Source organism: Rhodococcus sp. DMF-1, from assembly GCF_021441945.1.
In the GTDB taxonomy this organism is placed as follows: Bacteria; Actinomycetota; Actinomycetes; order Mycobacteriales; family Mycobacteriaceae; genus Rhodococcus; species Rhodococcus ruber.
Genome location: NZ_CP090442.1, coordinates 1,351,167 through 1,377,292, shown reverse-complemented (window position 1 = coordinate 1,377,292; position 26,126 = coordinate 1,351,167). Strand labels below are relative to the sequence as shown.

Genomic DNA, 26,126 nt, shown 5'->3' with positions numbered 1-26,126 from the left:
CACGAAGCATGTCGGTAGCCAACGAGCACGAGCCCGCGCGGGCAGCGGTCCCGTTGCTGACCCCGCGGGACGGGGTCCCCGAGGTCGTCACCACGGCTGCCGGAGTGGCCGCGGCCGCGGAAGCACTCGCCGCGGGCCGGGGACCACTCGCCGTCGACGCGGAACGCGCCTCGGGTTTCCGGTACTCCGCGCGGGCCTACCTGGTGCAACTGCGACGGGCCGGCGCCGGCACGGTACTGCTCGACCCGATCCCGACGGCCGGGGCGCTCGCCCCGCTCGCCTCGGCGATCAACGATCTCGAGTGGGTGCTGCACTCCGCCGACCAGGACCTGCCCGGCCTCGACGAGCTGGGGCTGCGACCTGCGGTGCTCTACGACACCGAGCTGGCCGGACGGCTGGCCGGCTTCGATCGAGTGGGGCTGGCCGCCATCGTCGAACGCACCCTCGGTTTCGAACTGCGCAAGGGGCACGGGGCTGCGGACTGGTCCACCCGGCCGCTTCCCGACGCCTGGCTGAACTACGCGGCACTCGATGTCGAGATCCTCGTCGAGCTCCGGGACGCGATGGCGGACGAGCTCGAGCGGCAGGGCAAGTCGGAGTGGGCCGCGCAGGAGTTCGAGCACATCCGTCGCGCCGGGCCCCCCGCCCCCAAACCCGACCGCTGGCGCCGCACCTCCCGGATCCACACCCTCAAGGATTCGCGGCGGCTCGCGATCGTGCGCGAGTTGTGGACTGCGCGAGACGAACTCGCGGCGCGGCGCGATATCGCACCCGGACGGGTACTGCCGGACTCGGCGATCGTCGCCGCCGCGGAGGCCGCGCCCCGCACGGTCGAGGAACTGCGCGCCCTGCCGGTGTTCGGAGGCCCCCGTCAGCGCCGGTCGTCGCGGATATGGCTGGGCGCGATCGAGCGGGCCCGGGCACTGCCGAAATCGGACCTGCCCCCCGTCACGCAGCCGTTCACCGGCCCGCCGCCGGCCAACCGCTGGGCCCGGCACGACCCCGAAGCCGCGGCGCGGCTCACCGCGGCCCGGTCCGCGCTCGCCGAGCTGAGCGAGCAGGTGCAGGTGCCGGTGGAGAATCTGGTCGGCCCCGAAATGGTGCGCCGGCTGTGCTGGGAGTGGCAGGTGCCGGCGGATGCGGACGTGGTCGCGTACATCGAGGAACGGTTCGCCGCCGACGGGGCACGGCCCTGGCAGCGGGAACTGACGGTGCCGCGGCTGGCGAAGGCGCTGTCCGCGGACTGACCCCCCGGATCCCCTCCTTCGCGACGGTCGAGCTCGGCGCGCCGCGATCGTCACCGTCCGCCTCGTGCCCGAGCGCGCGCTCGCCGGTGCCCCCGAGCGCGCTCGCGCCGGTGCTGCAGCCGTCCGAAGCCGGCGACGAGAACTGCCACGGGCAGGATCGCCGGTCACGACCGTCCACGGCCGTCGGCCGCGCCGCCGGAACGGCAGCCCGCGGCGCACCCCTCCCGCCACCCCGGACACGGGTGGTAAGTTACCGGTCGGTAACACGCCGGCGTCCGGGCTCCCGTCGCCGGATGTTCCCGGAACCCTGGCCTCGCCCACGGCGGCGAGCATCGCTCCATCGGGAGGAATACGCGTGGCGTCAACCACCACAACTCAACGCACTGTCGTCTTCGTCGACGGCGTACGCACCCCGTTCGGGAAGGCGGGCCCGAAGGGCATCTACGCGGAGACCCGCGCCGACGACCTCGTCGTCAAGACCATCAGGGAACTGCTGCGCCGCAACCCTCAGCTCGACCCCGCGCGCATCGACGAGGTCGCCGTCGCCGCAACCACCCAGACCGGCGATCAGGGCCTGACCATCGGCCGCACCTCCGCGATCCTCGCCGGCCTGCCCGAGACCGTGCCGGGCTTCGCGATCGACCGGATGTGCGCGGGCGCGATGACCGCGGTCACCACCACCGCCTCCGGGATCGGCTTCGGCCAGTACGACGTCGTCGTCGCCGGCGGCGTCGAGCACATGGGCCGCCACCCGATGGGCGAGGGCGCCGATCCGAATCCCCGCTTCCTCGCCGACAAGCTCGTCGATCCCAGCGCCCTGGTGATGGGCAACACCGCGGAGAACCTGCACGACCGCTTCCCCGGCATCACCAAGGCCCGTACCGACGCCTACGCCGTCGCCAGCCAGAACAAGTACGACGCCGCGAAGAAGGCCGGCCACCTCGCCGACACCCTCGTACCCGTCGCGACGCGGTCCGCGAGCGGATGGGGCCTGGCCACCGAGGACGAGCCGCCGCGTCCGGGCACCACGCTCGAGGATCTCGCGACGCTCAAGACCCCGTTCCGTCCCGCCGGCCGCATCACCGCCGGCAATGCCGCCGGCCTCAACGACGGCGCGACGGCCTGCATCCTCGCCGGCGAGGACACCGCCCGCGAACTCGGCCTGCAGATCGGGATGCGCATGGTCGGGTTCGCCTTCCAGGGTGTCGATCCGGCCGTGATGGGCATCGGCCCGGTGCCGGCGACCGAGAAGGTCCTGGCCCGCACCGGTCTGACCATCGACGACATCGGTCTGTTCGAGATCAACGAAGCCTTCGCCGTGCAGGTCCTCGCCTTCCTCGAGCACTTCGGCATCGACGACGACGACCCGCGAGTCAACCAGTGGGGCGGTGCCATCGCCTGCGGCCACCCGCTCGCCTCGTCCGGCGTGCGTCTGATGACCCAGCTCTCCCGGCAGTTCGCGCAGCACCCCGAGGTGCGTTACGGCCTGACCACGATGTGCATCGGCCTCGGCATGGGCGGCACCGTGATCTGGGAGAACCCCAACTTCGAGGGAGACAAGTAGTCATGAGCGAGCTTTCGTCCCTGTTCGCCGACGAGGTCGTCACGAACGCCTACACCAAGATCCTCCGGGTGCCCGGCATCGACGGTCCCGTCGCGCTGATCACGCTGGACAACGGGTTCGACCACACCAAGCCGAACTCGTTCGGCCCTGCCGGCCTCGCCGCATTCGACGCCGCGCTCGACGAGGCGTTCGCCGCCGATCCTGCCGCCGTCGCCGTCACCGGCAAGCCGTTCATCTTTGCCGCGGGTGCCGATCTCAAGGGCGTGCCCGCGATCACCACCCGCGAGCAGGGCATCGAACTCGGCCGGCTCGGCCACCGGGTCTTCCGGCGGCTGCGCGAGTCGGCCGTCCCGACCTTCGCGTTCGTCAACGGGCTCGCGCTCGGCGGCGGCCTCGAGGTCGGGCTGCACTGCCACTACCGCACCTACGCCGACAACGTGCCCGCGCTCGGTCTGCCCGAGACCATGCTCGGCCTGGTTCCCGGCTGGGGCGGCACGCAGCTGCTGCCGAATCTGATCGGACCCGACGCGGCCGTCACCCTGATCCTCCAGAACCCGCTCGACAACGGCAAAGTGATCCGTGCGAAGCAGGCCGAGCAGATCGGCCTCGCCGACGCGGTGTTCGGATCGGCGGATTTCCTCGAGCAGTCCTTGGCCTGGGCCGCGAAGGTACTCGCAGGGCAGATCACCCCCGCCCGCCCCGAGATCGACCGCGGCGCAGGCTGGGACAGCGCCCTCGAGCGGGCGAAGGCGCTCGTCGCGGCGAAGACTCGCGGCTTCGCGCCCGCCCCCACCCGGGCGATCGAGCTGCTCGATCTCGCCCGCAACACCGACATCGGTGACCCGCAGTCGCTGTCGGCCGGCTTCGCCGCCGAGGACGAGGCGCTGGCGGACCTGCTCATGTCCGACGAACTGCGAGCCGGACTGTACGCGTTCGACCTGGTCAACAAGCGCGCCAAACGTCCCGCGGGGGCCCCGGACAAGTCACTGGCCCGCAAGGTCACCGGCGTCGGCATCGTCGGCGCGGGCCTGATGGCCAGCCAGCTGGCGCTGCTGTTCGTCCGGCAGCTGAAGGTGCCGGTGATCCTCACCGACATCGACCAGGAGCGCATCGACAAAGGCGTCGGCTACGTCCACACCGAGATCGACAAGCTGCAGGGCAAGGGCCGGCTCTCGCCCGACGCGGCGAACCGCCTCAAGGCGCTGGTGTCCGGCTCGCTGGACAAGGCCGCGTTCGCGGACACCGACTTCGTCATCGAGGCCGTGTTCGAGAACATGGACGTCAAGAAGCAGGTGTTCGCCGATCTCGAGCAGCACCTCTCGCCCGAGACGATTCTCGCGACCAACACCTCGTCGCTGTCGATCACGGAGATGGCTGCGGATCTGAAGCACCCCGAGCGCGTAGTCGGCTTCCACTTCTTCAACCCCGTCGCCGTGCTCCCGTTGCTCGAGATCATCAAGGGCGCGCAGACGGACGACGCGACCCTGGCCACGGCCTTCGCCACCGCCAGGGCACTGAAGAAGTCGGCCGTACTGTGCGCGGACAAGCCGGGATTCGTGTTCAACCGCCTCGTCACCCGCACCCTCGGCGAGGTCATGACCGCCGTGGACGAGGGCACCCCGTTCGAGGTGGCGGACAACGCCGTCGGCGCGCTCGGCATGCCCATGAGCCCGTTCACCCTGCTCGCGCTCGTCGGCCCGGCCGTCGCGCTGCACACCGGCGAGACCCTGCAGGCCGCCTACCCCGAGCGCTTTGTCTCCTCCCCGGGCCTCGAGGCACTCGTCGAGGCCCGCAAGCCCGGGGTGTGGACGTACGTCGACGGCAAGCAGGTCGTCGACCCGGACGTCGCCGCGCTCTGGCCGCAGGGCGACAGGCCCTCCACCGCCGAGGAGGTGCTCGAGCGGACCCGCCGCGCGTTCGCGGAGGAGATCCGGATCATGCTCGAGGAGGGCGTCGTCGCCGCCCCCGAAGACATCGACCTGTGCCTGATCCTCGGTGGCGGCTTCGGATTCTGGAACGGGGGCATCACGCCGTACCTGGATCGCACCGGCACCTCGGAGGCCGTCAACGGCGCACGCTTCCTCGCACCGGGAGTGGCGAGCGTCTGACGTCCGGTTGCTCGTCGGGGCGGCCCGCGGTCCGCGCACTCCGCTGCGGACCGCGGGCCGCCCTCGGTGCATATCGCCCCGGCCACGGTGCCCGCCGAAGCGGCCCCCTCGGTGCACCGTCAGGCGTACCGTCCAGCCTGTGACCGACAGTTCCCACCTCCCCCATTCGAGGCTCGAACAGCAGCACACGGTGACCCGGGCGGTGCTGTTCGCCGCCGCGGCCGCACTCGGCGGATTCCTGTTCGGGTACGACACCGCCGTCATCAACGGCGCCGTCGGAGCCATCCGTGAGCGCTACGAGGTCGGTGCCGGCGCGATCGGATTGTCGGTGTCGCTGACACTGGTCGGCGCGGCGCTGGGCGCGTGGATCGCGGGCAGCGTCGCCGACCGGCTGGGCCGGATCCGGGTCATGCAGATCGCCGCGATCCTGTTCATGATCAGCGCCCTCGGGTCGGCGTTCCCCTTCAGCATCTACGACCTGACGTTCTGGCGCACCGTCGGCGGTGTCGGCGTCGGCTTCGCCTCCGTCATCGCGCCGGCCTACATCGCCGAGATCTCGCCCGCCGCGGTGCGCGGCCGCCTCGGCTCGATGTACCAGCTCGCCATCGTCCTGGGTATCGCGATTTCCCAGCTCGTCAACTATGCGCTGGCCGCGGCCGCGGGTGGGGCCGGCGAGAACCTGCTCGGCATCCAGGCCTGGCAGTGGATGCTGGCGCTGGAGGTCGTTCCCGCCGGCTTGTATCTGCTGCTGACCTTCCCCATCCCGGAGTCGCCGCGATTCCTCGTGCGGATCGGCCGGGAGGACGCGGCGCGGCGGATCGTCTCGGCGGTCGAGGGCGGCGACCAGGTGGCGGTCGCCGAGCGCATCGCCACCATCCGCGAGACCCTGCATCTCGAGGCGGCGCGGCCCGGCGTGCGGGACGTGTTCACCCGGCGCTTCGGCGTCGCCACACTCGTCTACGTCGGTATCGCCCTGGCCGCGCTGCAGCAGTTCGTCGGCATCAACGTGATCTTCTACTACTCGTCGACGCTGTGGCAGGCAGTCGGGTTCGGTGAGGATCGGTCCCTGCTCATCAGCGTCGTCAGCGCGCTGGTCAACATCGTCGGCACCTTCGTGGCCATCGCCGTGATCGACAAGATCGGACGCAAGCCGCTGCTGCTGGTCGGTTCGGTGGGCATGGCGCTCTCGCTGGGCACCGCGGCGGTGTGCTTCCACTCGGCGACGTTCGTCGTCGACGAGGACGGGGAGAAGGTCGCTACGCTGTCCGACACCTACGGGATGATCGCCCTGCTCGCGGCCAACGCCTTCGTGTTCTTCTTCGCCCTGTCGTGGGGGCCGGTCGTATGGGTCCTCATCAGCGAGATGTTCCCGAACCGGGTGCGCGCCGTCGCCGTCGGCATCGCGACCGCGTCCAACTGGATCGCCAACTTCCTCGTGTCTGCGACATTCCCCGCGCTGGCCGACTGGAACCTGTCGTTCACCTACGCCGGCTACGCGGCGATGGCCGCGCTGTCGCTGCTGGTGGTGATCAAGTTCGTGCCCGAAACCCGCGGACGGACGCTCGAGGAAGCCGGCTGAACGATCGGCGGGCCGACCGCAGGTGCGGTCGGCCCGCCGACAGCAGCACTCAGCGGCCGGGGTCCCGGCGGACGACGACGTCGCCCGCGGACTCCTCGCCGGCCGATCCGTCCACGGCCGGCTCTGTCTTCTGGGCGGCGCCGAGCCCGACCACCCAACCGGTGACCTGACGTGCGACGTCCTGCGCGGTCAGACCCAGCTCGCGGTGGATCTGCTCCCGCGATGCGTGATCCAGGAACCGTTGCGGCACACCGAGTTCGCGCGTGGGAACGTCCACGCCGGACGAGCGCAGTGCCGACGAGACCGCCGAACCGACGCCGCCGTGCATGCCGCCGTCCTCCACGGTGACGACGAGCCGGAAGTCCCGCGCCAGTCGGGCGAGGGCCGCCGGCACGGGCAGCACCCAGCGCGGGTCGACGACGGCGGCGGTGAGGCCGTGCTGCTCGAGTCGCTCCGCCGCGTCGAGGGCCAGGCCGGCGAACGCTCCGACCGCGACGATCAGCACGTCACCGCGGCGCCCGGACGGCATCCGCAGCACGTCGACGGTGCCGTCGATGCGCTCGACCGCGGGAATGTCGGGACCGACCGCCCCCTTCGGGAACCGGAGTACGGTCGGGCCGTCCGCGACGGCGAGCGCCTCGCCGAACTCCTCGCGCAGGGTTGCGCCGTCGCGTGGCGACGCCACCCGGATCCCCGGGATCACACCGAGCAGGGAGAAGTCCCACATGCCGTTGTGACTGGCGCCGTCGGCGCCGGTGATGCCCGCCCGGTCGAGCACGACGGTCACGGGGAGTTTCAGCAGCGCCACGTCCATCAGCAGCTGGTCGAAGGCACGGTTGAGGAACGTCGAGTACACCGCGACCACGGGGTGCATCCCGCCGAGCGCGAGGCCCGCGGCGGAGGTGACGGCGTGCTGTTCGGCGATGCCGACGTCGAACATCCGGTCGGGGTAGCGTTCGCCGAAGGCCGACAGGCCCGTGGGTCCCGGCATCGCGGCGGTGATCGCCACGACGTCCTGGCGGCGGCCGCCCTGCACGAGCAGTTCGTCGGAGAACACCGACGTCCAGTCCGGTGCCGACGCTGCCGCCGTGGCGCGGCCGGTGACCGGGTCGATGACACCGGTGGCGTGCATCTGATCGGCGACGTGGTTCTCGGCCGGTGCGTACCCGGCGCCCTTGCGGGTGACGGCGTGCACGATCACCGGCCCGCCGAACGACTTGGCCCGCCGGAAGGCCGCCTCGAGCGCGGCCTCGTCGTGCCCGTCGACCGGCCCGAGGTACTTCAGGCCGAGATCGGTGAACAGCACCTGCGGGCTGACCGCGTCCTTGATACCGACCTTCATCCCGTGCAGCACGGAGTACGCGGCCGCCCCGATCCACGGCAGCCGCTTCACGAAGCGGCGGCCGTTGTCGAGGACCCGCTCGTAGCCGGGTTGCAGCCGCAGCGCCGCGAGGTGCTCGGCGAGTCCCCCGATCGTGGGCGCGTAGGAGCGGCCGTTGTCGTTGACGACGATCACGAGCGGGCGGTCCCGTCCGGCTGCGATGTTGTTCAGCGCCTCCCAGCACATTCCGCCGGTGAGCGCGCCGTCGCCGACCACGGCGACCACGGTCCGGTCCTGCTGGTCCGACAGCTCGTAGGCCTTGGCGAGGCCGTCGGCGTAGGACAGGGCCGCCGAGGCGTGCGAGGACTCGATCCAGTCGTGCTCGCTTTCGGCGCGACAGGGATATCCCGACAGGCCGCCCTGCTTGCGCAGCGTGTCGAAGCCGTCCTTGCGGCCGGTCAGGATCTTGTGGACGTAGGCCTGATGGCCGGTGTCGAAGATGATCGGGTCGTGGGGTGAGTCGAACACCCGGTGCAGTGCGATGGTCAGTTCGACGACGCCGAGGTTGGGGCCGAGGTGTCCCCCGGTCGCCGCCACCTTCTCCACCAGGAACCGCCGGATCTCCTCGGCGAGTTCCCGGATCTCGGGTTGGCTGAGCCGGCGCAGGTCCTCGGGCGACTCGATGCGGGACAGGACACCCAACTGGTATTGCTCCCTCCGGCTCGGTCCCGCACGTTTCCGCGCGGGCGGTTCCACCCAGTCTACGGAGCGTCGGGGGTGGCCGACTCGTCACGTCGCGCCGCCGGTCCGTCTCACACCGTGTCCCTCACCTCATTATGCCGGTGCTGTGATGCTGCACACCCTTCCGACGGGGCCGGTTGCGGGATCCCTCGTCGCCGGGGGTGGGCACCACCCGCGGCCACGGCGGGCCGGTCGAATCCGACAAAACCGATTGCCGCGCCCGGCACCGTGGGCAAGGCTGGAGCCATGCCCCCTGCACTGGCCATCGAGACCTCGGGCTTGATCAAACGTTTCGGCGCGGACACCGCCGTGGACGGCATCGACCTCGCCGTGCCCGCCGGCGGCGTCTACGGCGTGCTCGGCCCGAACGGCGCCGGGAAGACGACCACGATCCGGATGCTCGCGACACTGCTTGCACCGGACGGCGGCACCGCGACCGTCCTCGGGCACGACGTGCGCCTCGAACCCGAGCGGGTTCGCCGCCGGGTCTCGCTCACCGGTCAGTTCGCCTCGCTCGACGAGGATCTGACCGGTTCCGAGAACCTGGTGCTGCTCGCGCGGCTGCTGGGATTCTCCAGGGCGGGTGCCCGGTCCCGGGCCGGACAGCTGCTGGCCGCGTTCGACCTGGAAGCGGCCGCGGGCCGTCAGGTGAAGCTGTACTCCGGAGGTATGCGGCGGCGTCTCGACATCGCCGCGAGCCTCATCGTCGCACCCGAACTGATCTTCCTGGACGAGCCGACGACGGGACTCGACCCGCGGAGCCGGAACCAGGTGTGGGAGATCGTGCGAGCCCTGGTGTCCGCCGGGACGACGGTGCTGCTGACGACGCAGTACCTCGACGAGGCGGACCAGCTCGCCGATCGGGTCGCGGTCATCGACCGGGGCCGGGTGATCGCCGAGGGCACCCCGGGCGAACTCAAGGCGTCCGTCGGGTCCGGTTCGCTGCACGTGCGGGTGGTCGATCCTGCGCGCCGGGACGATGCGGCGGCCGTGCTGGGCGCGGCGCTGGGGATGGCGGTGACGGCCGGCTCCGACCCGGCGGCGCTGACCGCGCGGGTGGACGATCCACGGGCCGCGGCGGCGGCTCTGACCGCCCTCGACACCGCGGACATCGGGGTCACGACGTTCGCCCTCGGGCAGCCGAGCCTCGACGAGGTCTTCCTCGCCCTCACCGGCCATCCCACGGAAGTTCCCGACGAAGACGAGGAGATCGCATCGTGACCTCGACCGCCGACCGACGGGCAGGCACGACCGCCGCCGTCGTGGACGTCCTGCACGTCGCCGGACCGCCCCCGACTCCGGCGTCCGCGTTCGCCGCGTCGCTGTCGTTCGGGTGGCGGGCGCTGCTGCGGATCAAGCACGTTCCCGAGCAGCTGTTCGACGTGACCGTGTTCCCGCTGATGTTCACGCTGCTGTTCACGTTCCTGTTCGGCGGTGCGCTGGCCGGATCGACCGATGCGTACGTGCAGTTCCTCATCCCCGGGATCCTGGTCCAGACGGTGTGCACCATCACGATGTACACGGGCATGACGCTCAACCGCGACATCGAGAAGGGGGTGTTCGACCGGTTCCGGTCCATGCCGGTGTGGCGGCCCGCACCGCTCGTCGGCGCCTTGTTCGGCGATCTCGCCCGTTACACGCTGGCGTCGGTGATCGTGCTGACGCTCGGGATCGTGCTCGGGTTCCGGCCGGCGGGCGGTCCGGTCGGCGCGGCCGCGGCGGTGGCGCTCGTGCTGCTGTTCGCGTTCAGTCTCTCGTGGGTGTGGACGATGCTGGCGATGCTGCTGCGCACCGAGCAGGCGGTCATGGGTGTGTCGATGACCATCCTGTTCCCGCTCACCTTCGCGTCGAACGTGTTCGTCGATCCCGCGACGATGCCGAGCTGGCTGCAGGGCTTCGTGACGGTCAATCCCATCAGCCGCCTCGTCACAGCCGTCCGGGACCTGACGGCGGGTACGCCGGACGCCGCGCACCTCGCGATGGTGTTCGGGTGGTGCGCGGCGCTGGTGGTGCTGTTCGGCCCGGCGACGATGTGGTTGTACAACCGCCGGTCCTGATCAGCGCCCCGCCGCGGCGGGCTGCTCCTCGGTGACGATGTCGATGGTCTTCCGCAGGGGACGGTTCGGGATGAACACGACCGCGGCGACGGTGACCAGCGCGATGATCGCGGCGACGAGGAACAGCAACCCGGTGGCGTCGCCGTAGGCGTGACGGATGATCTCCGCGACCGGCTCGGGCAGGGCCGCGAGGTCGAGGTTGCCGCCACCGCCGGCCGAGCCGGTGTCGATGCCGAGGGCGGCGAAGCCGTCCGCGGACAGCGTGGTCACCCGGGTGGCGAGGATCGATCCGAGCACGGACACCCCGATCGCTCCGCCGAAGGTGCGGAAGAACGCGACTGAGCTGCTCGCGGCTCCGATGTTGCGGACACTGACGGTGTTCTGCACGGCGAGCACGAGGTTCTGCATGAGCATGCCCGTGCCGAGGCCGACGATCGCGATGTACACACCGATCAGCCACATCGGGGTGGCGTGGTCGAGGAAGCCGAGCAGACCGAAGCCGACCACCTGCAGGACCGCGCCGAGCACCAGGAACGGCTTCCACCGGCCGAAGCGCGTGATGAGCTGACCGGAGACCACCGAGGCCACGAGCGAGCCGAACACCATGGGGATGGTGAGCAGGCCGGCGGCCGTCGGGCTGTAGCCGCGGGCCGTCTGGAAGTACTGGCCGAGGAAGGCGGTGGCGCCGAACATCCCGACGCCGACGGCGACCGACGCGATGATCGCGAGTGCGGTGGTGCGCTCGGTGACGATCTTCAGCGGGATGATCGGGTCGGCGACCTTGGACTCGACGACGACGGTGGCGGCGAGCAGTCCGACACCGACGCCGACGTACGCGAGGGTCTCCCACGACAGCCACCCGTAGTAGCCGGCCTTGCCCGCGAAGGACACCCAGATCAGCAGGACGCTGACACCGGCCGTCAGCAGCGTGGCGCCGAGCCAGTCGATGCTCACGTCCTGCTTGCGTTCGGTCACGATGTGCAGGGTGCGCTGCAGCAGCGCCATGGCGGCGACGGCGATCGGGATGGAGATGAAGAAGCACCAGCGCCAGCCGAGCGGGCTGTCGACGATGACGCCGCCGAGGATCGGCCCGCCCGACATGGACACGGCCATCACCGCGCCCATGTAACCGGAGTACCGGCCGCGTTCGCGGGGCGGGATGATGCTGCCGATGACCGCGACGACGAGCGCGGTGAGGCCGCCCATCCCGATGCCCTGGATCACGCGGGCGGCGAGCAGGACGGGCACGTTGGTGGCGAGGCCGGCAACGATCGAGCCTGCCACGAAGATGAGGATCGCCGTCTGGACCAGCAGCTTCTTGTTGAACAGGTCCGCGAGCTTGCCCCAGATCGGCGTCGAGGCCGCGTTGGCGAGCAGGGCGGTGGTGATGATCCACGCGAACTGGGTCTGGGATCCGTTCAGGTCCGCGATGATCGTGGGGAGCGCAACCGCCACGATGGTGCTGCTCAGCAGCGCCGTGAAGAGGGCGGCGAGCAGCCCCGCGAGAGCCTCGAGGATCTCGCGGTGCGTCATGGTGGTTTCGGCGGCGCCCGGGGCGCTCATCGAGGAGGGGGGACTGACAGCTGCGGCACTCACAGGCAGTTCCTTCCGGTGGTGTCGTGGACGGAAAGGGTGTCGTTCAGGTGCGCGAGCGCGCCGAGGGCGGATTCGGCTTGCGCCTGGTCCCAGCCGCCGAGCAGCTCGTGCAATCGGGAGGCGCGACGGTCGCGGATCTCGCGCAGGGCTTTGTGCCCGGTCTCCGACACGCTGACGCGGTGGGCCCGCCGGTCGTCGGGGTCGCGGTGACGGTCCACCATTCCCCGTTCGACGAGTTCGCCCAGCTGCCGGCTCAACGCGGACTGGCTCATACACAGTTCCGCGGCGAGTTCGCTGGGACGGCACTCCCCCATCCGCCACAGGACGAACAGAACTCCGGTCAGGGCGTTGGGCAGCTCGTCGCCCGTCGAGTTGGCCAGGGCCGTGCGCAGCGTGCGACCGAACAGGAAGATCGCGTCGACAAGCGCGTGCGCGGTGTCGGGCTGGACGGCCACGGATCGCCTCCGAATCGATATTAATTGCTTGCAACACGCAACTATACATTTAGTTGCGTGTTGCAAGCAACCACGAAGGCGCGGGACCCTACGACGAGGGCAGCCCCGATCAGCGGGTGAACATCAGCGGGTGAACAAGGCCAGACACTCCACGTGGTGCGTCGAGGGGAACGCCGCGTAGACGCGCAGGTCGGCAAGCTCGAAGCCGTGGTCCCGGTACAGGCCGACATCGCGGCCGAAGGCCGCCGGATCGCATCCGACGTGCACGACGCGCTCCGGCCCCGCCGCCGCGACGGCCGCCACCACATCCCGCCCGGCGCCGGCCCGGGGCGGGTCGAGCACCACGACCTGCGGGGCGGGAAGCTCCGGGAGCAACTGCTCCACCCGGCCCGCATGGAACCGCACCTGTCCGAGATCCGAGAGTGCCTCGGCCCCGTCCTGCGCCGCCCGGCGGGACAGTTCCACCGCCTCGACCCGGCCGCCGGTGCCGACCTGATCGGCCAGGACGGCGGCGAACACCCCCACCCCGCCGTAGAGATCCCACGCCGTCGCGCCCGGCGACACCGCCGCCCACTCCCCCACGGTGTCCGAATAGGCCTGCGCTGCCCCGCGATGCGCCTGCCAGAAGCCGGTTGCCGCCACGTGCCATTCGCGGCCGCCGACGCGCTCGACCGCCCGCCCCGAGCCTTCGACCACCTTCTCGGCGCGGGGCGCACCGGCCGCCGCGCGGCGGGCTGCCGCTCCCCGCCGCCCCGGGCTGCGACGGCCCGTGCGGGACACGGGCGGCGGTGCGATCTCGATCACGTGCCGCGTCCCGTCCGCATCGAGGACCACCTGGACCTCGGAACCAGGTCGCCACACCCGTTCCGCCAGCCCCTCGTAGGCCCGGGCCTCGATCTGCGGGCAGGCCAGGTCGGTCTCGATCTCGTGGCTGCGGTAGCGCCGGTACCCCGCTCGGCCCGCGGCGTCGACCGCCAGGCGCACCCGGGTGCGCCACCGGGTGCCGTCGAGCGCACCACCCGGCAACTCCTCGACGAGCACGTCCCGCTCGACCCCGCCGAGACGGCGCAACTGCTCCGCGACCACCGCGGCCCCGAAGGCCCGCTGGGCCGGCACCGTCGCGTGGGACAGGTCGCAGCATCCCGATCCGCCGGGCCCGGCGATCGGGCACACCCGCTCCCTCCGGTCCGGCGAGGCCTCGAGAATGTGCACGGCGTCGGCGCGGCAGAACGAGCCGCCTCGGTCCTCCGTCACCGACGCGACGACCCGCTCGCCGGGTAGGCCGTGCCGGACGAACACGACCCGGCCCTCGTGCCGCGCGACGCAGAACCCCCCGTGCGCCGGGTTGCCCAGTGTCACCTCGAGCCGGCGTCCGGACCAGTCGACACTCATCGTTCCTCCTCGAATCCCCGCCGCACCGATCCCGGCGCGGAATCCAGACGTTCCGCGCGGGCGTGGGCGGACGAACTCAGCTGCCACGGGACGCTGGTGACCATGACACCGGGCTGGAACAACAGCCGGCTCTTCAGCCGCAGCGCGCTCTGGTTGTGCAGGATCTGCTCCCACCAGTGACCGACGACGTACTCCGGGATGAACACGGTCACCACGTCGCGCGGTGAATCCCGCCGCACCCGCCGGACGTATTCGAGGACGGGACGGGTGATCTCCCGGTACGGCGACTCGACGACCTTGAGCGGGACGGTGATGTCGCTGCGTTCCCATTCGCGCACCAGCATCCGCGTGTCGGCGTCGTCGACGTTGACCGTGACCGCTTCGAGTGTGTCCGGACGGGTCGCCCGCGCGTACGCCAGCGCTCGCAGGGTCGGCATGTGCAGCTTGGACACCAGCACGATCGAATGGGTGCGACTGGGCAACACCCCGTCCCATTCGGTGTTCTCCAGTTCCTCGGCCACGCTGTCGTAGTGACGGTGGATGGCCTTCATCACGCCGAAGATCGCGACCATCGCCACGATCGCGATCCACGCGCCCGCCGCGAACTTCGTAACCAGCACGATCACCAGCACGGACGCGGTCATGGCCAGGCCGATCGTGTTGACGATCCGCGACCGCTGCATGCGTCTGCGCTGCTCGGGATCGGTCTCGGACGCCAGATGCCTCGTCCAGTGCCGGATCATGCCGGTCTGACTGAGGGTGAACGAGACGAACACACCGACGATGTAGAGCTGGATCAGCTTCGTGACCTCCGCGTCGAAGGCCCACACGAACACGATGGCCACGCCCGAGAGGAACAGGATGCCGTTGCTGAAGGCCAGCCGGTCGCCGCGGGTGTGCAGCTGCCGGGGCAGGTAGCGGTCCTGCGCCAACACCGAGGCCAGCACCGGGAAGCCGTTGAACGCCGTGTTGGCGGCCAGCACCAGGATCAGCGCCGTCACGACGGTGATCAGCACGAAGCCGAGCGGGAAGCCCTCGAACACCGCGTGCGCCAACTGTGCGACGAGCGTCTTCTGCTGGTAGTCGTCCGGCGCGCCGCGCAGCTGGGTCTCGGGATGCTCGGCGATGACCACACCCACCTTGTTCGCGAGCAGGATCATGCCGAGAAGCAGCACGATCGCGATCCCACCGAGCATGAGCAGGGTCGTGGCAGCGTTCCGGGACTTCGGCTTGCGGAACGCGGGCACCCCGTTGCTGATGGCCTCGACCCCGGTCAGGGCCGCACACCCGGACGAGAACGCGCGGGCGATGAGGAACACGAACGCGATCGCCGTCAGACCGGACTGCTCGGCGACCAACTCGAAGCCGGCCGACTCGGCCCGGACGTCCTCGCCGAACACGAAGATGCGCACCAGCCCCCAGCCCAACATCACGAGCATGCCGATCATGAAGGCGTAGGTGGGAATCGCGAAGGCCGTGCCGGCCTCGCGGAGGCCACGCAGATTGATCGCGGTCAGCACGACGATCGCGGCGACCGCGAAGAGCACCTTGTGCTGCGCCACGAACGGGACCGCCGAGCCGATGTTCGCCGCAGCCGAGGAGATCGAGACGGCGACGGTGAGCACGTAGTCGACCATCAGGGCGCTGCCGACGGTCAGGCCGGCGGTCGGGCCCAGATTCTTGGTCGCCACCTCGTAGTCTCCGCCCCCCGACGGATAGGCGTGCACGTTCTGCCGGTAGCTCGCGACGACGACCGCGAGGACGAGCGCCACCGCGACGCCGATCCACGGGGTGAACACATACGCCGACAGACCCGCGACCGACAGGACGAGGAAGATCTCCTCCGGGGCGTACGCCACCGACGACAGCGCGTCGGATGCGAACACCGGCAGGGCGATTCGCTTGGGCAGCAACGTGTGACCGAGCGTGTCGCTGCGAAACGGCCTACCCAACAACAACCGCTTCGTGGCGGTCGAGAGCTTGGACACTCGCAAAGCCTAAGCCGTCCCGCCGGCCACCCGCCGGGCGCCCGGGGTCGTGTCCGAAATGCACCGCTGCCGGGGCACCTTCGCCGGGCACTGCACACCGGTCCTGCGCGAGCGGTACGGTTCGGTTCTGCGCGTCGCGACCGGGCGACACGGCAAGCAAGAGAATCGGAGCGAACGGTGTACGTGGTGGTCATGGGTTGCGGCCGGGTGGGTTCCTCCCTGGCTGCGGCGCTCGTCCGGCTGGGCAACGAGGTGGCCGTCATCGATCGCGACCCGAGCGCGTTCCTTCGGCTCGGCCCGGACTTCCCGGGACACACGATCGTGGGGATGGGCTTCGATCGGGACGTGCTGGTGCGGTCCGGCATCGAGCGGGCCGACGCGTTCGCCGCGGTCTCGTCCGGGGACAATTCGAACATCATCTCGGCCCGGGTGGCCCGGGAGACCTTCGGTGTCGAGCGCGTCGTCGCCCGCATCTACGATGCCAAGCGCGCCGCGGTGTACGAGCGCCTCGGGATCCCGACCGTCGCCACGGTGCCGTGGACGACCGACCGGTTCCTGCACAACCTCACCCACGAGAGCCAGACCGCCAAGTGGCGGGATCCGACGGGCACCGTCGCCGTCGCCGAGGTCTCGGTGCACGAGGACTGGATCGGCCGCAACGTCACCGACTTCGAGGCGGCGACCCATTCGCGGGTCGCGTTCGTCATCCGCTTCGGCACCGGGGTCCTACCCGACCGGAAGACGGTGCTGCAGGCCGACGACCAGGTCTACATCGCGGCCGTCTCGGGCACCGTCGCCGAGGCGATCGCCCTCGCCGAACAGCCCCCCGCGGCCGACGACTGACCGTCCGGTGCCAGCAGGCGCAGCCGAACACACGACCCGGACATCACCGAGAGGAACGCCGATGAAGGTGGCCATTGCGGGGGCGGGAGCCGTCGGGCGCTCCATCGCGCGCGAACTGATCCGCAACCACCACGACGTCATGCTGCTCGAGCGCAAGCTCGAGCACGTCGAGCCCGACTCCGTACCCGATGCCAAGTGGGTGCACGCCGACGCCTGCGAGCTGAGCCTGCTCGAGGCCGCACAACTCGAGCAGTACGACGTGGTGATCGCCGCGACCGGCGACGACAAGGCGAACCTGGTGCTGAGCCTGCTTGCCACCACCGAGTTCGGGGTCGCGCGGGTCGTCGCGCGCGTCAACGACCCGCGCAACGAGTGGCTGTTCGACGAGTCGTGGGGGGTCGACGTCGCCGTCTCCACGCCGCGCATGCTGGCGTCGCTGGTCGAGGAGGCCGTCTCGGTCGGCGATCTGGTCCGGCTGATGACACTGCGCAAGGGCGCGAACCTGGTCGAGATCACCCTGCCGGACACCACCGCGCTGGCCGGGAAACCGGTGCGCAAACTGCAACTGCCCCGGGACGCGGCCCTGGTGACGATCCTGCGCGGGGGCCGCGTCATCGTCCCGCAGCCCGACGACCCGCTCGAAGGCGGCGACGAACTGCTGTTCGTCGCCGCGGACGAGGTGGAACAGGAACTGCGGGGAGCGCTCGGGCTCTAGCGGATCAGCGGACGTCCTGGTCGGGGCCGTCGGCGGCCCGGCCCGGCCCGGTCTCGATCGGCTCGTCGACCGTCTCGGGCGCCGGTTCGACGACCCGATCAGCGCGGCGCACCGCCCACAACGTGACCAGCAACGCCACCGCAGTCAGCGGCCATCCCATGCCGATGCGGGCCACGGCGAGCCAGCCGGTCCGGTCGGCGTCGTACAGCTCGTGTTGCACGAGGTAGCGGGCCGCGAACACGAGCGCCCACGCCGCCGTCGCGATGTCGTAGGCGCGCACGGCGACACGGTGCCGCCGCCAGGACGATCCCTGCCCGTTGAGCATGCCCCAGATCACGCCGACCAGGGGTCGCCGCACCAGGACGGACAGGACGAAGCCGGCGGCGTACAGCAGACTGGTGTAGATGCCGAAGAGGAAGTATCCCTTGGCGTCGCCGGTGCGATAGGCGATGAACGCGCACACACCCACACCGAGGAACCCTGAGACGGCGGGTTGGACGGGAGTGCGCTGGACGAGCCGCCACACGAGCACGGCGGTGGCCGCGGCGAGGGCGGCCCAGATCGCGGCGGTCAGACCCCAGATGCTGTTGACCGGAACGAACACCAGCACGGGCACGGTCGACGAGACCAACCCGCTGAGTCCACCGAGTTGTTCCAGAACCGTCTGCTGCTTCTCGCTCACTCCTACGAGGGTGCCACAGCTCAGCTCAGGGGCGGGTGGCGACGGGTACGGGCGCGGGGCGACGACCGGGTCAGGCCCGCTCGCGCAGTTCGTAATACGGGTTGTAGAGGACCTTCGCGCCGTCGCGTTCGCCGACGCGGCCGCGCACGAGCAGCGTCTTGCCCGGCTCGATGCCCGGGATGCGGCGACGTCCGATCCACACGAGCTTGACGGCTTCGGTGCCGTCGAACAGTTCCGCCTCGACGGCGGCGCTGGCGGCCTTCGGGCACGCCTCGACACTGCGGAGGCGGCCGAACATGGTCACTTCCTCCCCGCGCGCACAGTCGCAAGCGCGGCGGGCCCCGGTCGCCTGGGCGGTTTCGGCGATCTCCTCGGCGTCGAGCTGTTCGAGATCTTCCGTGAGCCGACGGGTGAGTCGGCGGAAGTAACCGGCTGCGGCGGTTGCCATAGCGTGCTCCTGGAACGGGCGCGGCACGGGTCGCGGGCCGCGCATGGGGCTTTCCTGAGGGCCACTGTAGACCCATCGGGACAGGGCAACCACTCCGGTTCCCACCTGCGCCGACGGGTCCGGCAGGATCGGGGCATGCCCTCCGTGAACAGCTCCCCCGAACGCCACGCGACCAGGGCTGTCGTCGCCGTGATCCTGCCCGGAACAGGCTCCGACGCGCACTTCGCCGAGCGTGCGTTCGCGGGTCCGCTCGCCGCCACCGGAGTACGCACCGTCGCGGTCGACCCGGATCCGGCACGCGTGGTCGGCAGCTACGTCGATGCCCTCGACCGGGCCGCGGCCGAGGGGCCGGTGCTGGTGGGCGGCGTATCGCTCGGGGCCGCGGTCGCACTGCGATGGGCGGCCGAGAATCCCGGACGCACCGTCGGCGTGCTGGCTGCGCTGCCGGCGTGGACGGGCTCACCGGACGCCGCACCGGCGGCGGCGAGCGCCCGATGGACCGCCGGGGAGCTACGCACCCACGGGCTGGCTGCGGTGACCGCCGCGATGGTGGCGTCCAGCCCCGCGTGGCTCGGGACGGAACTGGCCCGCTCCTGGCGGTCGCAGTGGCCGGGCCTGCCGGCGGCGCTCGACGAGGCATCCCGATACCGGGCCCTGGACCTGCACGAGCTGCAGGCCGTGGAGGTGCCGGTCGGCATCGCCGCCGCCGTGGACGACGCGGTCCATCCCCTCGCGGTCGCGCAGGAATGGTGTGCCCACCTGACGCGCGCCGCGCTGGGCACCGTCACCCTCGCCCAGATCGGCGCCGACCCGTCCGTACTGGGAACGACCTGCCTGGAGGCGCTGCGGCGCGTCCGGGGCTGACGGATCGGACCGTCAGAAACCGAGCTGCTGCATCGCCGAGCCCGACTCGCCGTGCCGCGGGCGCGTCTGTGGTGCCGGCTGCTGAGGCGGTGCCGGCTGCTGAGGTGCCGGCTGCTGGGGCGTCGGCTGCGCTGCCTGCTGCGCGGCTGCCTGCTGCTGCTGTGCGGCGGCGGCTAGTTGCTCGGCAAGAGCCTTCGGCAGCACCACCGGCAACGGCGTGCGCACCGGGTGCGGATCCTGGCCGCGACGCACGACGGTTTCGGCGACGATGCTGCGTGCGGTCTCCACCAGCGGCGAATCACCCGTCACCGAACCGGCCGGCCCGGCGACCACGCAGCGGATCATCCACCGGTAACCGTCGACCCCCAGAAAGCGCAGATCCGCGTTCGGGGTGCTGCCCTGCAGTTCCCGGCCCCACGGTCCGCTCTCGATGCTGACCGTCGCATTGTCGCGGCGCAGCGATTCGGCCAGCTCGGCAGCCACCTCCCGCCACTGCCCCGGAGACTTCGGCGCCGCGTACGCGGAGACGGTGATCCGTCCGTGCTGGGTCACCAGATGCACGGCCTGGGGTTGACCGTTCGGCGCCATCTCCACCTGGATCTGCCCACCCGGCGGCAGCGGCACGAGGACCGACCCGAGGTCGAGCCGGCCGCCGACCGCGTCCTCGCCGATGTCGTCGATGTCGTAGGGACCGCCCTGCGGCACCGGTGTCTCGTCCTCCCCGGGCATGGGCGCGAACTCAGCCTCGTCCGCGAGTCCGGGTGCTTCGGCGTCCCGGTTCTTCCGGCGTCGTCCGAACATGTCAGGAACCTTCCTTCACCAGACCTGCGTGCCCACCGCTCGATCCGTATCCTCCGGCGCCTCGGCTGGTGTCGTCGAGAGAGTCGACCTCGACGAAGTCGACGAGTTCCACCTTCTGCACGAGCAGTTGGGCGATGCGGTCGCCACGACGCAGCTCGACCGCGCGGTCGGGATCGTGGTTGATCAGGCACACCTTGATCTCGCCGCGGTAGCCCGCATCCACCGTCCCGGGGGTGTTGACCACCGAGAGCCCGAACTTCGCGGCCAGGCCGGAACGCGGATGGATCAGACCCACCGTGCCGACGGGCAGGGCCACCGCGATGCCGGTCCCCACCAGCGCTCGCCGCCCGGGCTCGAGGGTCACGTCCACCGTGGTGCACAAGTCCACGCCGGCGTCGCCGGTGTGTGCGCGGGCGGGCACAGGAATCCCCGGGTCCAGACGGAGCAGAGGGACGGCTGGAAGATCGGTCACGTGCACCGAGACTACTCTGATGGACGTGTCTCGAACCTCTCGACCCGACGCGGATGCGCAGCAGACGACCGACGTGCCGGTCTACTCCGAACGGATGTGGGTGCCGCTGTGGTGGTGGCCCCTCGGCCTGGGCGTGGCCGCGCTGCTGGCCGCGGAACTGCACATGGGGGCGCCCGGTCTGCAAGCCTGGCTGCCGTACGTGCTGCTGCTGCCGTTCCCTGTCTGGGCGCTCGTGTGGCTGTCCCGTCTGCGGTTGGAGGTGACGGGCGGGGAACTGATCGTCGGCCGGGCGCACCTGCCGCTCGAGGTGATCTCCCGCGCTGTCGTGGTGCCGGCGTCGGCGAAGAGCGCCGCCCTGGGCCGCCAGCTCGACCCGGCGGCATACGTCCAGCACCGCCCGTGGATCGGGACGATGGTGCTCGTCGTGCTGGACGACCCGGACGACCCCACCCCGTACTGGCTGATCAGCACCAGGCGGCCCGCGGAGCTGCAGGCCGCCCTGGGATGCGCCGACCACTCCGGACACTGAACCGGGCGCGGCCGGTCAGCGCGATCGTCCGGGACTCAGGCTGCACAGTCCCGCCGGGACTCAGGCTGCACAGTCCCGGCAGATCATCACGCCGTTCTCGTCGCTGGCGAGCCGACTGCGGTGGTGTACCAGGAAGCAGCTCGAGCAGGTGAACTCGTCGGCCTGCTTGGGCACCACCCGGACCGACAGCTCCTCGCCGGACAGATCGGCGCCGGGCAGCTCGAAGGACTCCGCGGTATCCGACTCGTCGACGTCCACGACGGCGGACTGCGCCTCGTTGCGTCGCGCCTTCAGTTCTTCGAGTGAATCCTCCGACACCTCGTCGGTTTCGGTTCGCCTCGGTGCGTCGTAGTCAGTCGCCATTTCCTCTACCTCTAGTCCTCGTGCAGGTGCCCGGCCGGAGGACACTGTTCATGTCCTTCGGCGGGGGCAACGCCCGACCGTCTCCGGAAGTTCCCGCCGACCGTGTCCGGGTCCCGGACACGACCCGGGCCTCCCGCTGTCGAAAGCCCGATCATCGAATCTTCGACGACCTGGGCCGCCGAACAATAGCGGAAGTACCCACAGAAGCCGTAACCGATACACGCGATCCGGGGAAATGTCGGTCAATTGTCACCAACACCACAGCAACTCGAGACATTCCACCGTTCGCCCGCCTTCGCGGACCCCCCCGGGATGCCCTCTACAGTGGTCGCACACACCCCTTGGAGATGCGAGAGGCAGGGCGCCGTGGTTTCCCTGATCACCGAAGGCCGGGCGCGTGACGAACGCGGCCGGCCGTTCCCCCGCCGCCGCGTCGTGCCGGCCGCGGCACTGTTCGCGATTCTGGCTACGGTCGGGATCGTGGTGTGGGCATCGGTGTTCGCCGGTTCCGACCCGGTATCCCGGACCGTGGCATGCAACGCCCCGCCGACCGTGCCGTCGGAGCCCGGAGGACCGCAACCGGCCCCCCTCGGCGAGGTGGTCGACCGGTCCGTCCTGCTCGACGTCGAGCCCGCTCCCCTGGCGGCGACGCGGGTGCGGGTGTTCAACGCCAACGGTGAACGTGGCCAGGCGACCCATGTGGCCACCCAGCTGGCCGAGTACGGCTTCGCGAGCGCACCGGACGTCCAGGCGGGCAACGACCCCGTCTACGTCGACCAGAACATGCAGTGCCACGGTCAGATCAGGTTCGGGGCGGCCGGAGCCGCAGCTGCCAGCACGGTGTGGCTGGTCGCACCGTGCGCCGAACTCGTCCGCGACGACCGTGCCGACGACACCGTCGACCTCGCCCTGGGCACCTACTCCAAGGAGATCGCGCCCAACGCCGATGCCGAGGAGGTGCTGCAGTCGCTGCGGGAGGCGCCGGTGGGTGCGGCCGCCGCGCCGCTGGACATCGACCTGCTGGCGGCGGCCCGCGACGCCCGCTGCTGAGCGCCGCGGACCGTCAGGCCGGGATCGGAGCGTCGGCGCCGAACGTGGCGAGCAGGTCCGCGAGCTGTGCTGCGACGCCGGGTGCAGCGGCGACGGTGATCTCGCCGACGTCGCCGCCACCGGTCGGTAGCCGCACCCAGGCGCCCGCCTCCGCGGCGATCAGCGCACCGGCGGCCCAGTCCCACGGTTGCAGCCCGTGTTCGTAGTGGGCATCGACCCGGCCCGAAGCCACCATGCACAGGTCCAGGGCGGCCGCGCCGATCCGGCGGATGTCCCGCACTCTCGGCAGCAGCTCCGCCACCAGAAGGCCCTGTCGTTCGCGCCGGTGCGGCGCGTAGGAGAAGCCGGTCGCGACGAGTGCGTGGGCGATGTCCCCGACCGGGTTGCAGCGCAGACGCGTCACCGATCCCCCGGCGTCGGTGCGGGTGGCCCCCTCTCCGCGCGCGGCCGAGTAGACATCTCCGGCGGCGACATCGACCACCGCTCCCGCCACGGATCTTCCACCGACCTGGGCTGCTATCGAGACCGCGTACGCGGGGATGCCGTACACGAAGTTCACCGTGCCGTCGATGGGGTCGACAACCCATCGGACACCGGTCGACCCGGCATCGGCGCCGCCCTCCTCTCCGAGGATCGCGTCGCCCGGCCGCGACCGGGTCAGCAGTCGCCGGATGAGGTCCTCGGTCTCGGTGTCCGCCATCGTCACCGGATCGGTGTCGGTGCTCTTCGATCGCACCGCGCCGGCCGTGCGAGCACCCGGGTCGGCGGCCGGGAACAGCTCGGGCCGCCGGGCGCGCACGTGGGCGGCGGCCGCCACCGCGACGTCCACGGCGATCTCCCGCAGCCGGGCCGGGTCCGTGGTGGCGTCGCGGGAAAGGGTGCAAGGGTGGGGATCCGGGGTGTCGGGCACCCGAGTATCCGAACACACTGCGCGGTACGGCACCACCCGCGTTGCCGCCGCGTTCGCATTAGGGTGACGTCACGACAGCGGTTGCCCGCGGTGACTGTTCCGGTGACGAGAGGGAGCGCGAGATGACGCAGACGACCCAGCCGGCCATGCCGGATCCGGACCTTCTGGGATTCGGTGTCGACGTCGGGGGCAGCGGCATCAAGGGCGGGGTCGTCGACATGTCCACGGGTGTTCTGGTGGGTGAGCGCATCAAGATCCTGACTCCCCAGCCGTCGACTCCGCAGGCGGTCGCGGACACCGTCGCCCGAATCGTGGAGCAGGCGCAGTGGACCGGACCGGTGGGGGTCACCCTGCCCAGTGTGGTGACCGGTGGGGTGGCGCGTACGGCCGCGAACATCGATCCGGCATGGATCGGCACCGACGCCCGGGCGTTGTTCGCTTCGGCTCTGGGGGATCGCCCAATCAGCGTGCTGAACGACGCGGATGCCGCCGGTCTCGCCGAGGACCGCTTCGGTGCGGCCAGGGACGCGTCGGGAGTGGTCGTCCTGCTCACCTTCGGAACAGGGATCGGCTCGGCGGTGCTGCACAACGGCGTTCTGTTGCCGAACACCGAGTTCGGGCACATGGAGGTCGACGGGATGGAAGCCGAGCACCGCGCGGCGTCGTCGGTCAAGGAGAGCAACGAGTGGTCGTACAAGCGGTGGGCCAAGGAGGTCTCGCTGGTGCTGTCGCGGTTCGAGGCCCTGCTGTGGCCCGACCTGTTCATCGCCGGCGGCGGCATCAGCCGCAAGCACGAGAAGTGGATCCCGCTGCTGACCAACCGCACGCCCGTCGTTCCGGCCGCGTTGCGCAACACCGCCGGCATCATCGGGGCCGCGTGGGCTGCGAAAACAGGCGTCCACCCCTGAGTCCTGCACATCGCGCACGACGGCGATCGTTACAATGGTGCACAGCCGGCTGCGAACCGGCCTGATCCCGACAGACCTCTCCGCCGGAACCCCTCTGGCGCGACGCCGCACTACCTCGTCACGAAAGGGCGTACGTGGCAGCCACCGACATCCACACGGCTGATTCCCCCAACGAATCGGCAGCCTCCGCGGACGCCGCGGAATCCGCGACCGGTACCGCACCCGCCACGAAGCGGCCGGCGAAGAAGGCCCCGGCCAAGAAGGCCCCGGCGAAGAAGGCGGCCGCCAAGAAGGCCCCGGCGAAGAAGGCCGCCGCCAAGAAGACGACGGCGAAGAAGGCCGCCGCCAAGAAGGCGGGCAAGCCGGCCGGCGACGAGTTCGAGGGCGAGGAAGCCGCGCTCGAGGACATCGACGTCGCCGAGGCCGAACTCGAAGGCGCCGAGGACGTGGTCGTGGAGGCGGCGGACGCCGACGACGAGCCCAGCGACAAGGACAAGGCGTCGGGCGACTTCGTCTGGGACGAAGAGGAGTCGGAGGCGCTGCGGCAGGCCCGCAAGGACGCCGAGCTGACCGCCTCCGCCGACTCGGTGCGCGCCTACCTCAAGCAGATCGGCAAGGTTGCCCTGCTCAACGCCGAGGAGGAGGTCGAGCTCGCCAAGCGCATCGAGGCCGGCCTGTACGCGACCTACCGGCTGCAGGAGTACGCCGACAAGGGCGAGAAGCTGCCGGTCGCGCAGCGCCGCGACCTGAACTGGATCTGCCGCGACGGCAACCGCGCCAAGAACCATCTGCTCGAGGCCAACCTGCGACTCGTCGTCTCACTCGCCAAGCGCTACACCGGCCGGGGGATGGCCTTCCTGGATCTCATCCAGGAGGGCAATCTCGGTCTGATCCGCGCGGTGGAGAAGTTCGACTACACCAAGGGTTACAAGTTCTCCACGTACGCCACCTGGTGGATCCGGCAGGCCATCACCCGCGCCATGGCGGATCAGGCCCGCACCATCCGCATCCCGGTGCACATGGTCGAGGTGATCAACAAGCTCGGCCGCATCCAGCGTGAGCTCCTCCAGGACCTCGGGCGCGAGCCCACTCCGGAGGAACTGGCCAAGGAGATGGACATCACGCCGGAGAAGGTACTGGAGATCCAGCAGTACGCCCGGGAGCCGATCTCGCTCGACCAGACCATCGGCGACGAGGGCGACAGCCAGCTCGGCGACTTCATCGAGGACAGCGAGGCCGTGGTGGCGGTGGACGCGGTGTCGTTCACGCTGCTGCAGGATCAGCTGCAGTCGGTACTCGAGACACTGTCCGAACGTGAGGCCGGGGTGGTCCGGCTGCGGTTCGGCCTGACCGACGGTCAGCCGCGGACCCTCGACGAGATCGGGCAGGTCTACGGGGTCACCCGCGAGCGGATCCGGCAGATCGAGTCGAAGACCATGTCGAAGCTGCGGCACCCGTCGCGGTCGCAGGTGCTGCGCGACTACCTCGACTGA

24 protein-coding genes are annotated in these 26,126 nt (G+C 70.6%); 13 read left to right on the top strand and 11 right to left on the bottom strand.

The window, feature by feature from the left end:
• Positions 1-8 precede the first annotated feature (8 nt).
• The 4 genes from LZP97_RS06395 (at position 9) to LZP97_RS06380 (ending at position 6,498) form a co-directional block, all read left to right on the top strand.
• Positions 9-1,247 carry an HRDC domain-containing protein gene (locus tag LZP97_RS06395; RefSeq protein WP_010592571.1) on the top strand — a complete coding sequence of 413 codons (1,239 nt, stop codon included), beginning with the start codon at positions 9-11 and terminating at the stop codon, positions 1,245-1,247.
• A 355-nt stretch (positions 1,248-1,602) separates the two neighbouring features.
• Positions 1,603-2,811 carry a thiolase family protein gene (locus LZP97_RS06390; RefSeq protein WP_010592572.1) on the top strand — a complete coding sequence of 403 codons (1,209 nt, stop codon included), beginning with the start codon at positions 1,603-1,605 and terminating at the stop codon, positions 2,809-2,811.
• A gap of 2 nt (positions 2,812-2,813) precedes the next feature.
• Entirely contained in the window at positions 2,814-4,919 is a 2,106-nt protein-coding gene (locus LZP97_RS06385; protein ID WP_010592573.1) for a 3-hydroxyacyl-CoA dehydrogenase NAD-binding domain-containing protein, read from the top strand.
• Between the two features lie 139 nt (positions 4,920-5,058).
• Positions 5,059-6,498 carry a sugar porter family MFS transporter gene (locus LZP97_RS06380; RefSeq protein WP_010592574.1) on the top strand — a complete coding sequence of 480 codons (1,440 nt, stop codon included), beginning with the start codon at positions 5,059-5,061 and terminating at the stop codon, positions 6,496-6,498.
• A 49-nt stretch (positions 6,499-6,547) separates the two neighbouring features.
• Here the strand turns inward: LZP97_RS06380 and dxs are convergent, their stop codons facing one another.
• The gene (dxs, locus tag LZP97_RS06375) at positions 6,548-8,521 is read right to left on the bottom strand and encodes a 1-deoxy-D-xylulose-5-phosphate synthase (RefSeq protein WP_017681362.1); all 1,974 of its coding nucleotides are present in this window, start codon (positions 8,519-8,521) and stop codon (positions 6,548-6,550) included.
• 285 nt (positions 8,522-8,806) lie between these two features.
• Here dxs and LZP97_RS06370 point away from each other — a divergent pair, with 285 nt between their 5' ends.
• Positions 8,807-9,781, top strand: coding sequence for a daunorubicin resistance protein DrrA family ABC transporter ATP-binding protein (locus LZP97_RS06370; protein ID WP_010592576.1), 975 nt, complete (start codon positions 8,807-8,809; stop codon positions 9,779-9,781).
• Positions 9,778-10,617: an ABC transporter permease gene (locus LZP97_RS06365; RefSeq protein ID WP_048772843.1), complete on the top strand. Its 840-nt coding sequence runs from the start codon at positions 9,778-9,780 to the stop codon at positions 10,615-10,617. Before LZP97_RS06370 ends, LZP97_RS06365 begins: the two co-directional genes overlap by 4 nt.
• On the opposite strand, the gene LZP97_RS06360 is transcribed toward LZP97_RS06365, so the two are convergent.
• The 4 genes from LZP97_RS06360 to LZP97_RS06345 form a co-directional block, all read right to left on the bottom strand.
• On the bottom strand, positions 10,618-12,150 hold the full coding sequence (locus tag LZP97_RS06360) for an MDR family MFS transporter (RefSeq protein WP_010592578.1): 1,533 nt from the start codon (positions 12,148-12,150) through the stop codon (positions 10,618-10,620).
• Positions 12,151-12,209: 59 nt separating this feature from the next.
• Complete coding sequence (locus LZP97_RS06355; RefSeq protein WP_040271130.1) at positions 12,210-12,668, bottom strand: MarR family winged helix-turn-helix transcriptional regulator; 459 nt, start codon at positions 12,666-12,668, stop codon at positions 12,210-12,212.
• Positions 12,669-12,791: 123 nt separating this feature from the next.
• Positions 12,792-14,060 (bottom strand): class I SAM-dependent RNA methyltransferase, encoded by a 1,269-nt coding sequence (locus tag LZP97_RS06350; protein ID WP_048772839.1) that lies wholly within the window; start codon positions 14,058-14,060, stop codon positions 12,792-12,794.
• Positions 14,057-16,048 (bottom strand): APC family permease, encoded by a 1,992-nt coding sequence (locus LZP97_RS06345; RefSeq protein WP_010592582.1) that lies wholly within the window; start codon positions 16,046-16,048, stop codon positions 14,057-14,059. Before LZP97_RS06345 ends, LZP97_RS06350 begins: the two co-directional genes overlap by 4 nt.
• A gap of 177 nt (positions 16,049-16,225) precedes the next feature.
• Between LZP97_RS06345 and LZP97_RS06340 the strand changes: the two genes are divergently transcribed.
• Complete coding sequence (locus tag LZP97_RS06340; RefSeq protein ID WP_017682082.1) at positions 16,226-16,891, top strand: potassium channel family protein; 666 nt, start codon at positions 16,226-16,228, stop codon at positions 16,889-16,891.
• Positions 16,892-16,952: 61 nt separating this feature from the next.
• Positions 16,953-17,606 carry a potassium channel family protein gene (locus LZP97_RS06335; protein WP_010592585.1) on the top strand — a complete coding sequence of 218 codons (654 nt, stop codon included), beginning with the start codon at positions 16,953-16,955 and terminating at the stop codon, positions 17,604-17,606.
• A 4-nt stretch (positions 17,607-17,610) separates the two neighbouring features.
• Here the strand turns inward: LZP97_RS06335 and LZP97_RS06330 are convergent, their stop codons facing one another.
• Both LZP97_RS06330 and LZP97_RS06325 read right to left on the bottom strand, forming a co-directional pair.
• Positions 17,611-18,288: a DUF3159 domain-containing protein gene (locus LZP97_RS06330; protein ID WP_017682083.1), complete on the bottom strand. Its 678-nt coding sequence runs from the start codon at positions 18,286-18,288 to the stop codon at positions 17,611-17,613.
• A 70-nt stretch (positions 18,289-18,358) separates the two neighbouring features.
• Complete coding sequence (locus tag LZP97_RS06325) at positions 18,359-18,736, bottom strand: OB-fold nucleic acid binding domain-containing protein (protein WP_003935573.1); 378 nt, start codon at positions 18,734-18,736, stop codon at positions 18,359-18,361.
• A 135-nt stretch (positions 18,737-18,871) separates the two neighbouring features.
• Here LZP97_RS06325 and LZP97_RS06320 point away from each other — a divergent pair, with 135 nt between their 5' ends.
• Positions 18,872-19,600, top strand: coding sequence for an alpha/beta fold hydrolase (locus tag LZP97_RS06320; RefSeq protein WP_048772835.1), 729 nt, complete (start codon positions 18,872-18,874; stop codon positions 19,598-19,600).
• A gap of 12 nt (positions 19,601-19,612) precedes the next feature.
• Here the strand turns inward: LZP97_RS06320 and LZP97_RS06315 are convergent, their stop codons facing one another.
• Positions 19,613-20,401 carry a DUF3710 domain-containing protein gene (locus tag LZP97_RS06315; protein ID WP_048772832.1) on the bottom strand — a complete coding sequence of 263 codons (789 nt, stop codon included), beginning with the start codon at positions 20,399-20,401 and terminating at the stop codon, positions 19,613-19,615.
• 1 nt (position 20,402) lies between these two features.
• Positions 20,403-20,873, bottom strand: coding sequence for a dUTP diphosphatase (gene dut / locus LZP97_RS06310; protein WP_082061237.1), 471 nt, complete (start codon positions 20,871-20,873; stop codon positions 20,403-20,405).
• 19 nt (positions 20,874-20,892) lie between these two features.
• On the opposite strand from dut, the gene LZP97_RS06305 reads away from it, so the two are divergent.
• On the top strand, positions 20,893-21,402 hold the full coding sequence (locus LZP97_RS06305; protein ID WP_010592591.1) for a DUF3093 domain-containing protein: 510 nt from the start codon (positions 20,893-20,895) through the stop codon (positions 21,400-21,402).
• A 60-nt stretch (positions 21,403-21,462) separates the two neighbouring features.
• Here the strand turns inward: LZP97_RS06305 and LZP97_RS06300 are convergent, their stop codons facing one another.
• On the bottom strand, positions 21,463-21,765 hold the full coding sequence (locus LZP97_RS06300; protein ID WP_003935578.1) for a DUF4193 domain-containing protein: 303 nt from the start codon (positions 21,763-21,765) through the stop codon (positions 21,463-21,465).
• Between the two features lie 366 nt (positions 21,766-22,131).
• On the opposite strand from LZP97_RS06300, the gene cei reads away from it, so the two are divergent.
• Positions 22,132-22,815 carry an envelope integrity protein Cei gene (cei, locus tag LZP97_RS06295; RefSeq protein WP_010592592.1) on the top strand — a complete coding sequence of 228 codons (684 nt, stop codon included), beginning with the start codon at positions 22,132-22,134 and terminating at the stop codon, positions 22,813-22,815.
• 13 nt (positions 22,816-22,828) lie between these two features.
• Here the strand turns inward: cei and LZP97_RS06290 are convergent, their stop codons facing one another.
• A complete protein-coding gene (locus LZP97_RS06290; RefSeq protein ID WP_010592593.1) occupies positions 22,829-23,725 on the bottom strand; it encodes an inositol monophosphatase family protein in 897 nt (298 codons plus the stop codon).
• Between the two features lie 122 nt (positions 23,726-23,847).
• On the opposite strand from LZP97_RS06290, the gene ppgK reads away from it, so the two are divergent.
• Both ppgK and LZP97_RS06280 read left to right on the top strand, forming a co-directional pair.
• The gene (ppgK, locus tag LZP97_RS06285) at positions 23,848-24,633 is read left to right on the top strand and encodes a polyphosphate--glucose phosphotransferase (RefSeq protein ID WP_010592594.1); all 786 of its coding nucleotides are present in this window, start codon (positions 23,848-23,850) and stop codon (positions 24,631-24,633) included.
• A 134-nt stretch (positions 24,634-24,767) separates the two neighbouring features.
• On the top strand, positions 24,768-26,126 hold the full coding sequence (locus tag LZP97_RS06280; RefSeq protein ID WP_010592595.1) for an RNA polymerase sigma factor: 1,359 nt from the start codon (positions 24,768-24,770) through the stop codon (positions 26,124-26,126).

What these genes read in the sequence shown, in the direction of transcription:
- LZP97_RS06350 (WP_048772839.1), bottom strand. Translation starts at nt 14,060, where the DNA reads ATGAGTGTCGACTGGTCCGGACGCCGGCTCGAGGTGACACTGGGCAAC.
- LZP97_RS06300 (WP_003935578.1), bottom strand. Translation starts at nt 21,765, where the DNA reads ATGGCGACTGACTACGACGCACCGAGGCGAACCGAAACCGACGAGGTG.
- LZP97_RS06305 (WP_010592591.1), top strand. Translation starts at nt 20,893, where the DNA reads ATGGACGTGTCTCGAACCTCTCGACCCGACGCGGATGCGCAGCAGACG.
- LZP97_RS06315 (WP_048772832.1), bottom strand. Translation starts at nt 20,401, where the DNA reads ATGTTCGGACGACGCCGGAAGAACCGGGACGCCGAAGCACCCGGACTC.
- LZP97_RS06370 (WP_010592576.1), top strand. Translation starts at nt 8,807, where the DNA reads ATGCCCCCTGCACTGGCCATCGAGACCTCGGGCTTGATCAAACGTTTC.
- LZP97_RS06360 (WP_010592578.1), bottom strand. Translation starts at nt 12,150, where the DNA reads ATGACGCACCGCGAGATCCTCGAGGCTCTCGCGGGGCTGCTCGCCGCC.
- LZP97_RS06395 (WP_010592571.1), top strand. Translation starts at nt 9, where the DNA reads ATGTCGGTAGCCAACGAGCACGAGCCCGCGCGGGCAGCGGTCCCGTTG.
- LZP97_RS06335 (WP_010592585.1), top strand. Translation starts at nt 16,953, where the DNA reads ATGAAGGTGGCCATTGCGGGGGCGGGAGCCGTCGGGCGCTCCATCGCG.
- LZP97_RS06385 (WP_010592573.1), top strand. Translation starts at nt 2,814, where the DNA reads ATGAGCGAGCTTTCGTCCCTGTTCGCCGACGAGGTCGTCACGAACGCC.
- LZP97_RS06325 (WP_003935573.1), bottom strand. Translation starts at nt 18,736, where the DNA reads ATGGCAACCGCCGCAGCCGGTTACTTCCGCCGACTCACCCGTCGGCTC.
- LZP97_RS06320 (WP_048772835.1), top strand. Translation starts at nt 18,872, where the DNA reads ATGCCCTCCGTGAACAGCTCCCCCGAACGCCACGCGACCAGGGCTGTC.
- ppgK (WP_010592594.1), top strand. Translation starts at nt 23,848, where the DNA reads ATGACGCAGACGACCCAGCCGGCCATGCCGGATCCGGACCTTCTGGGA.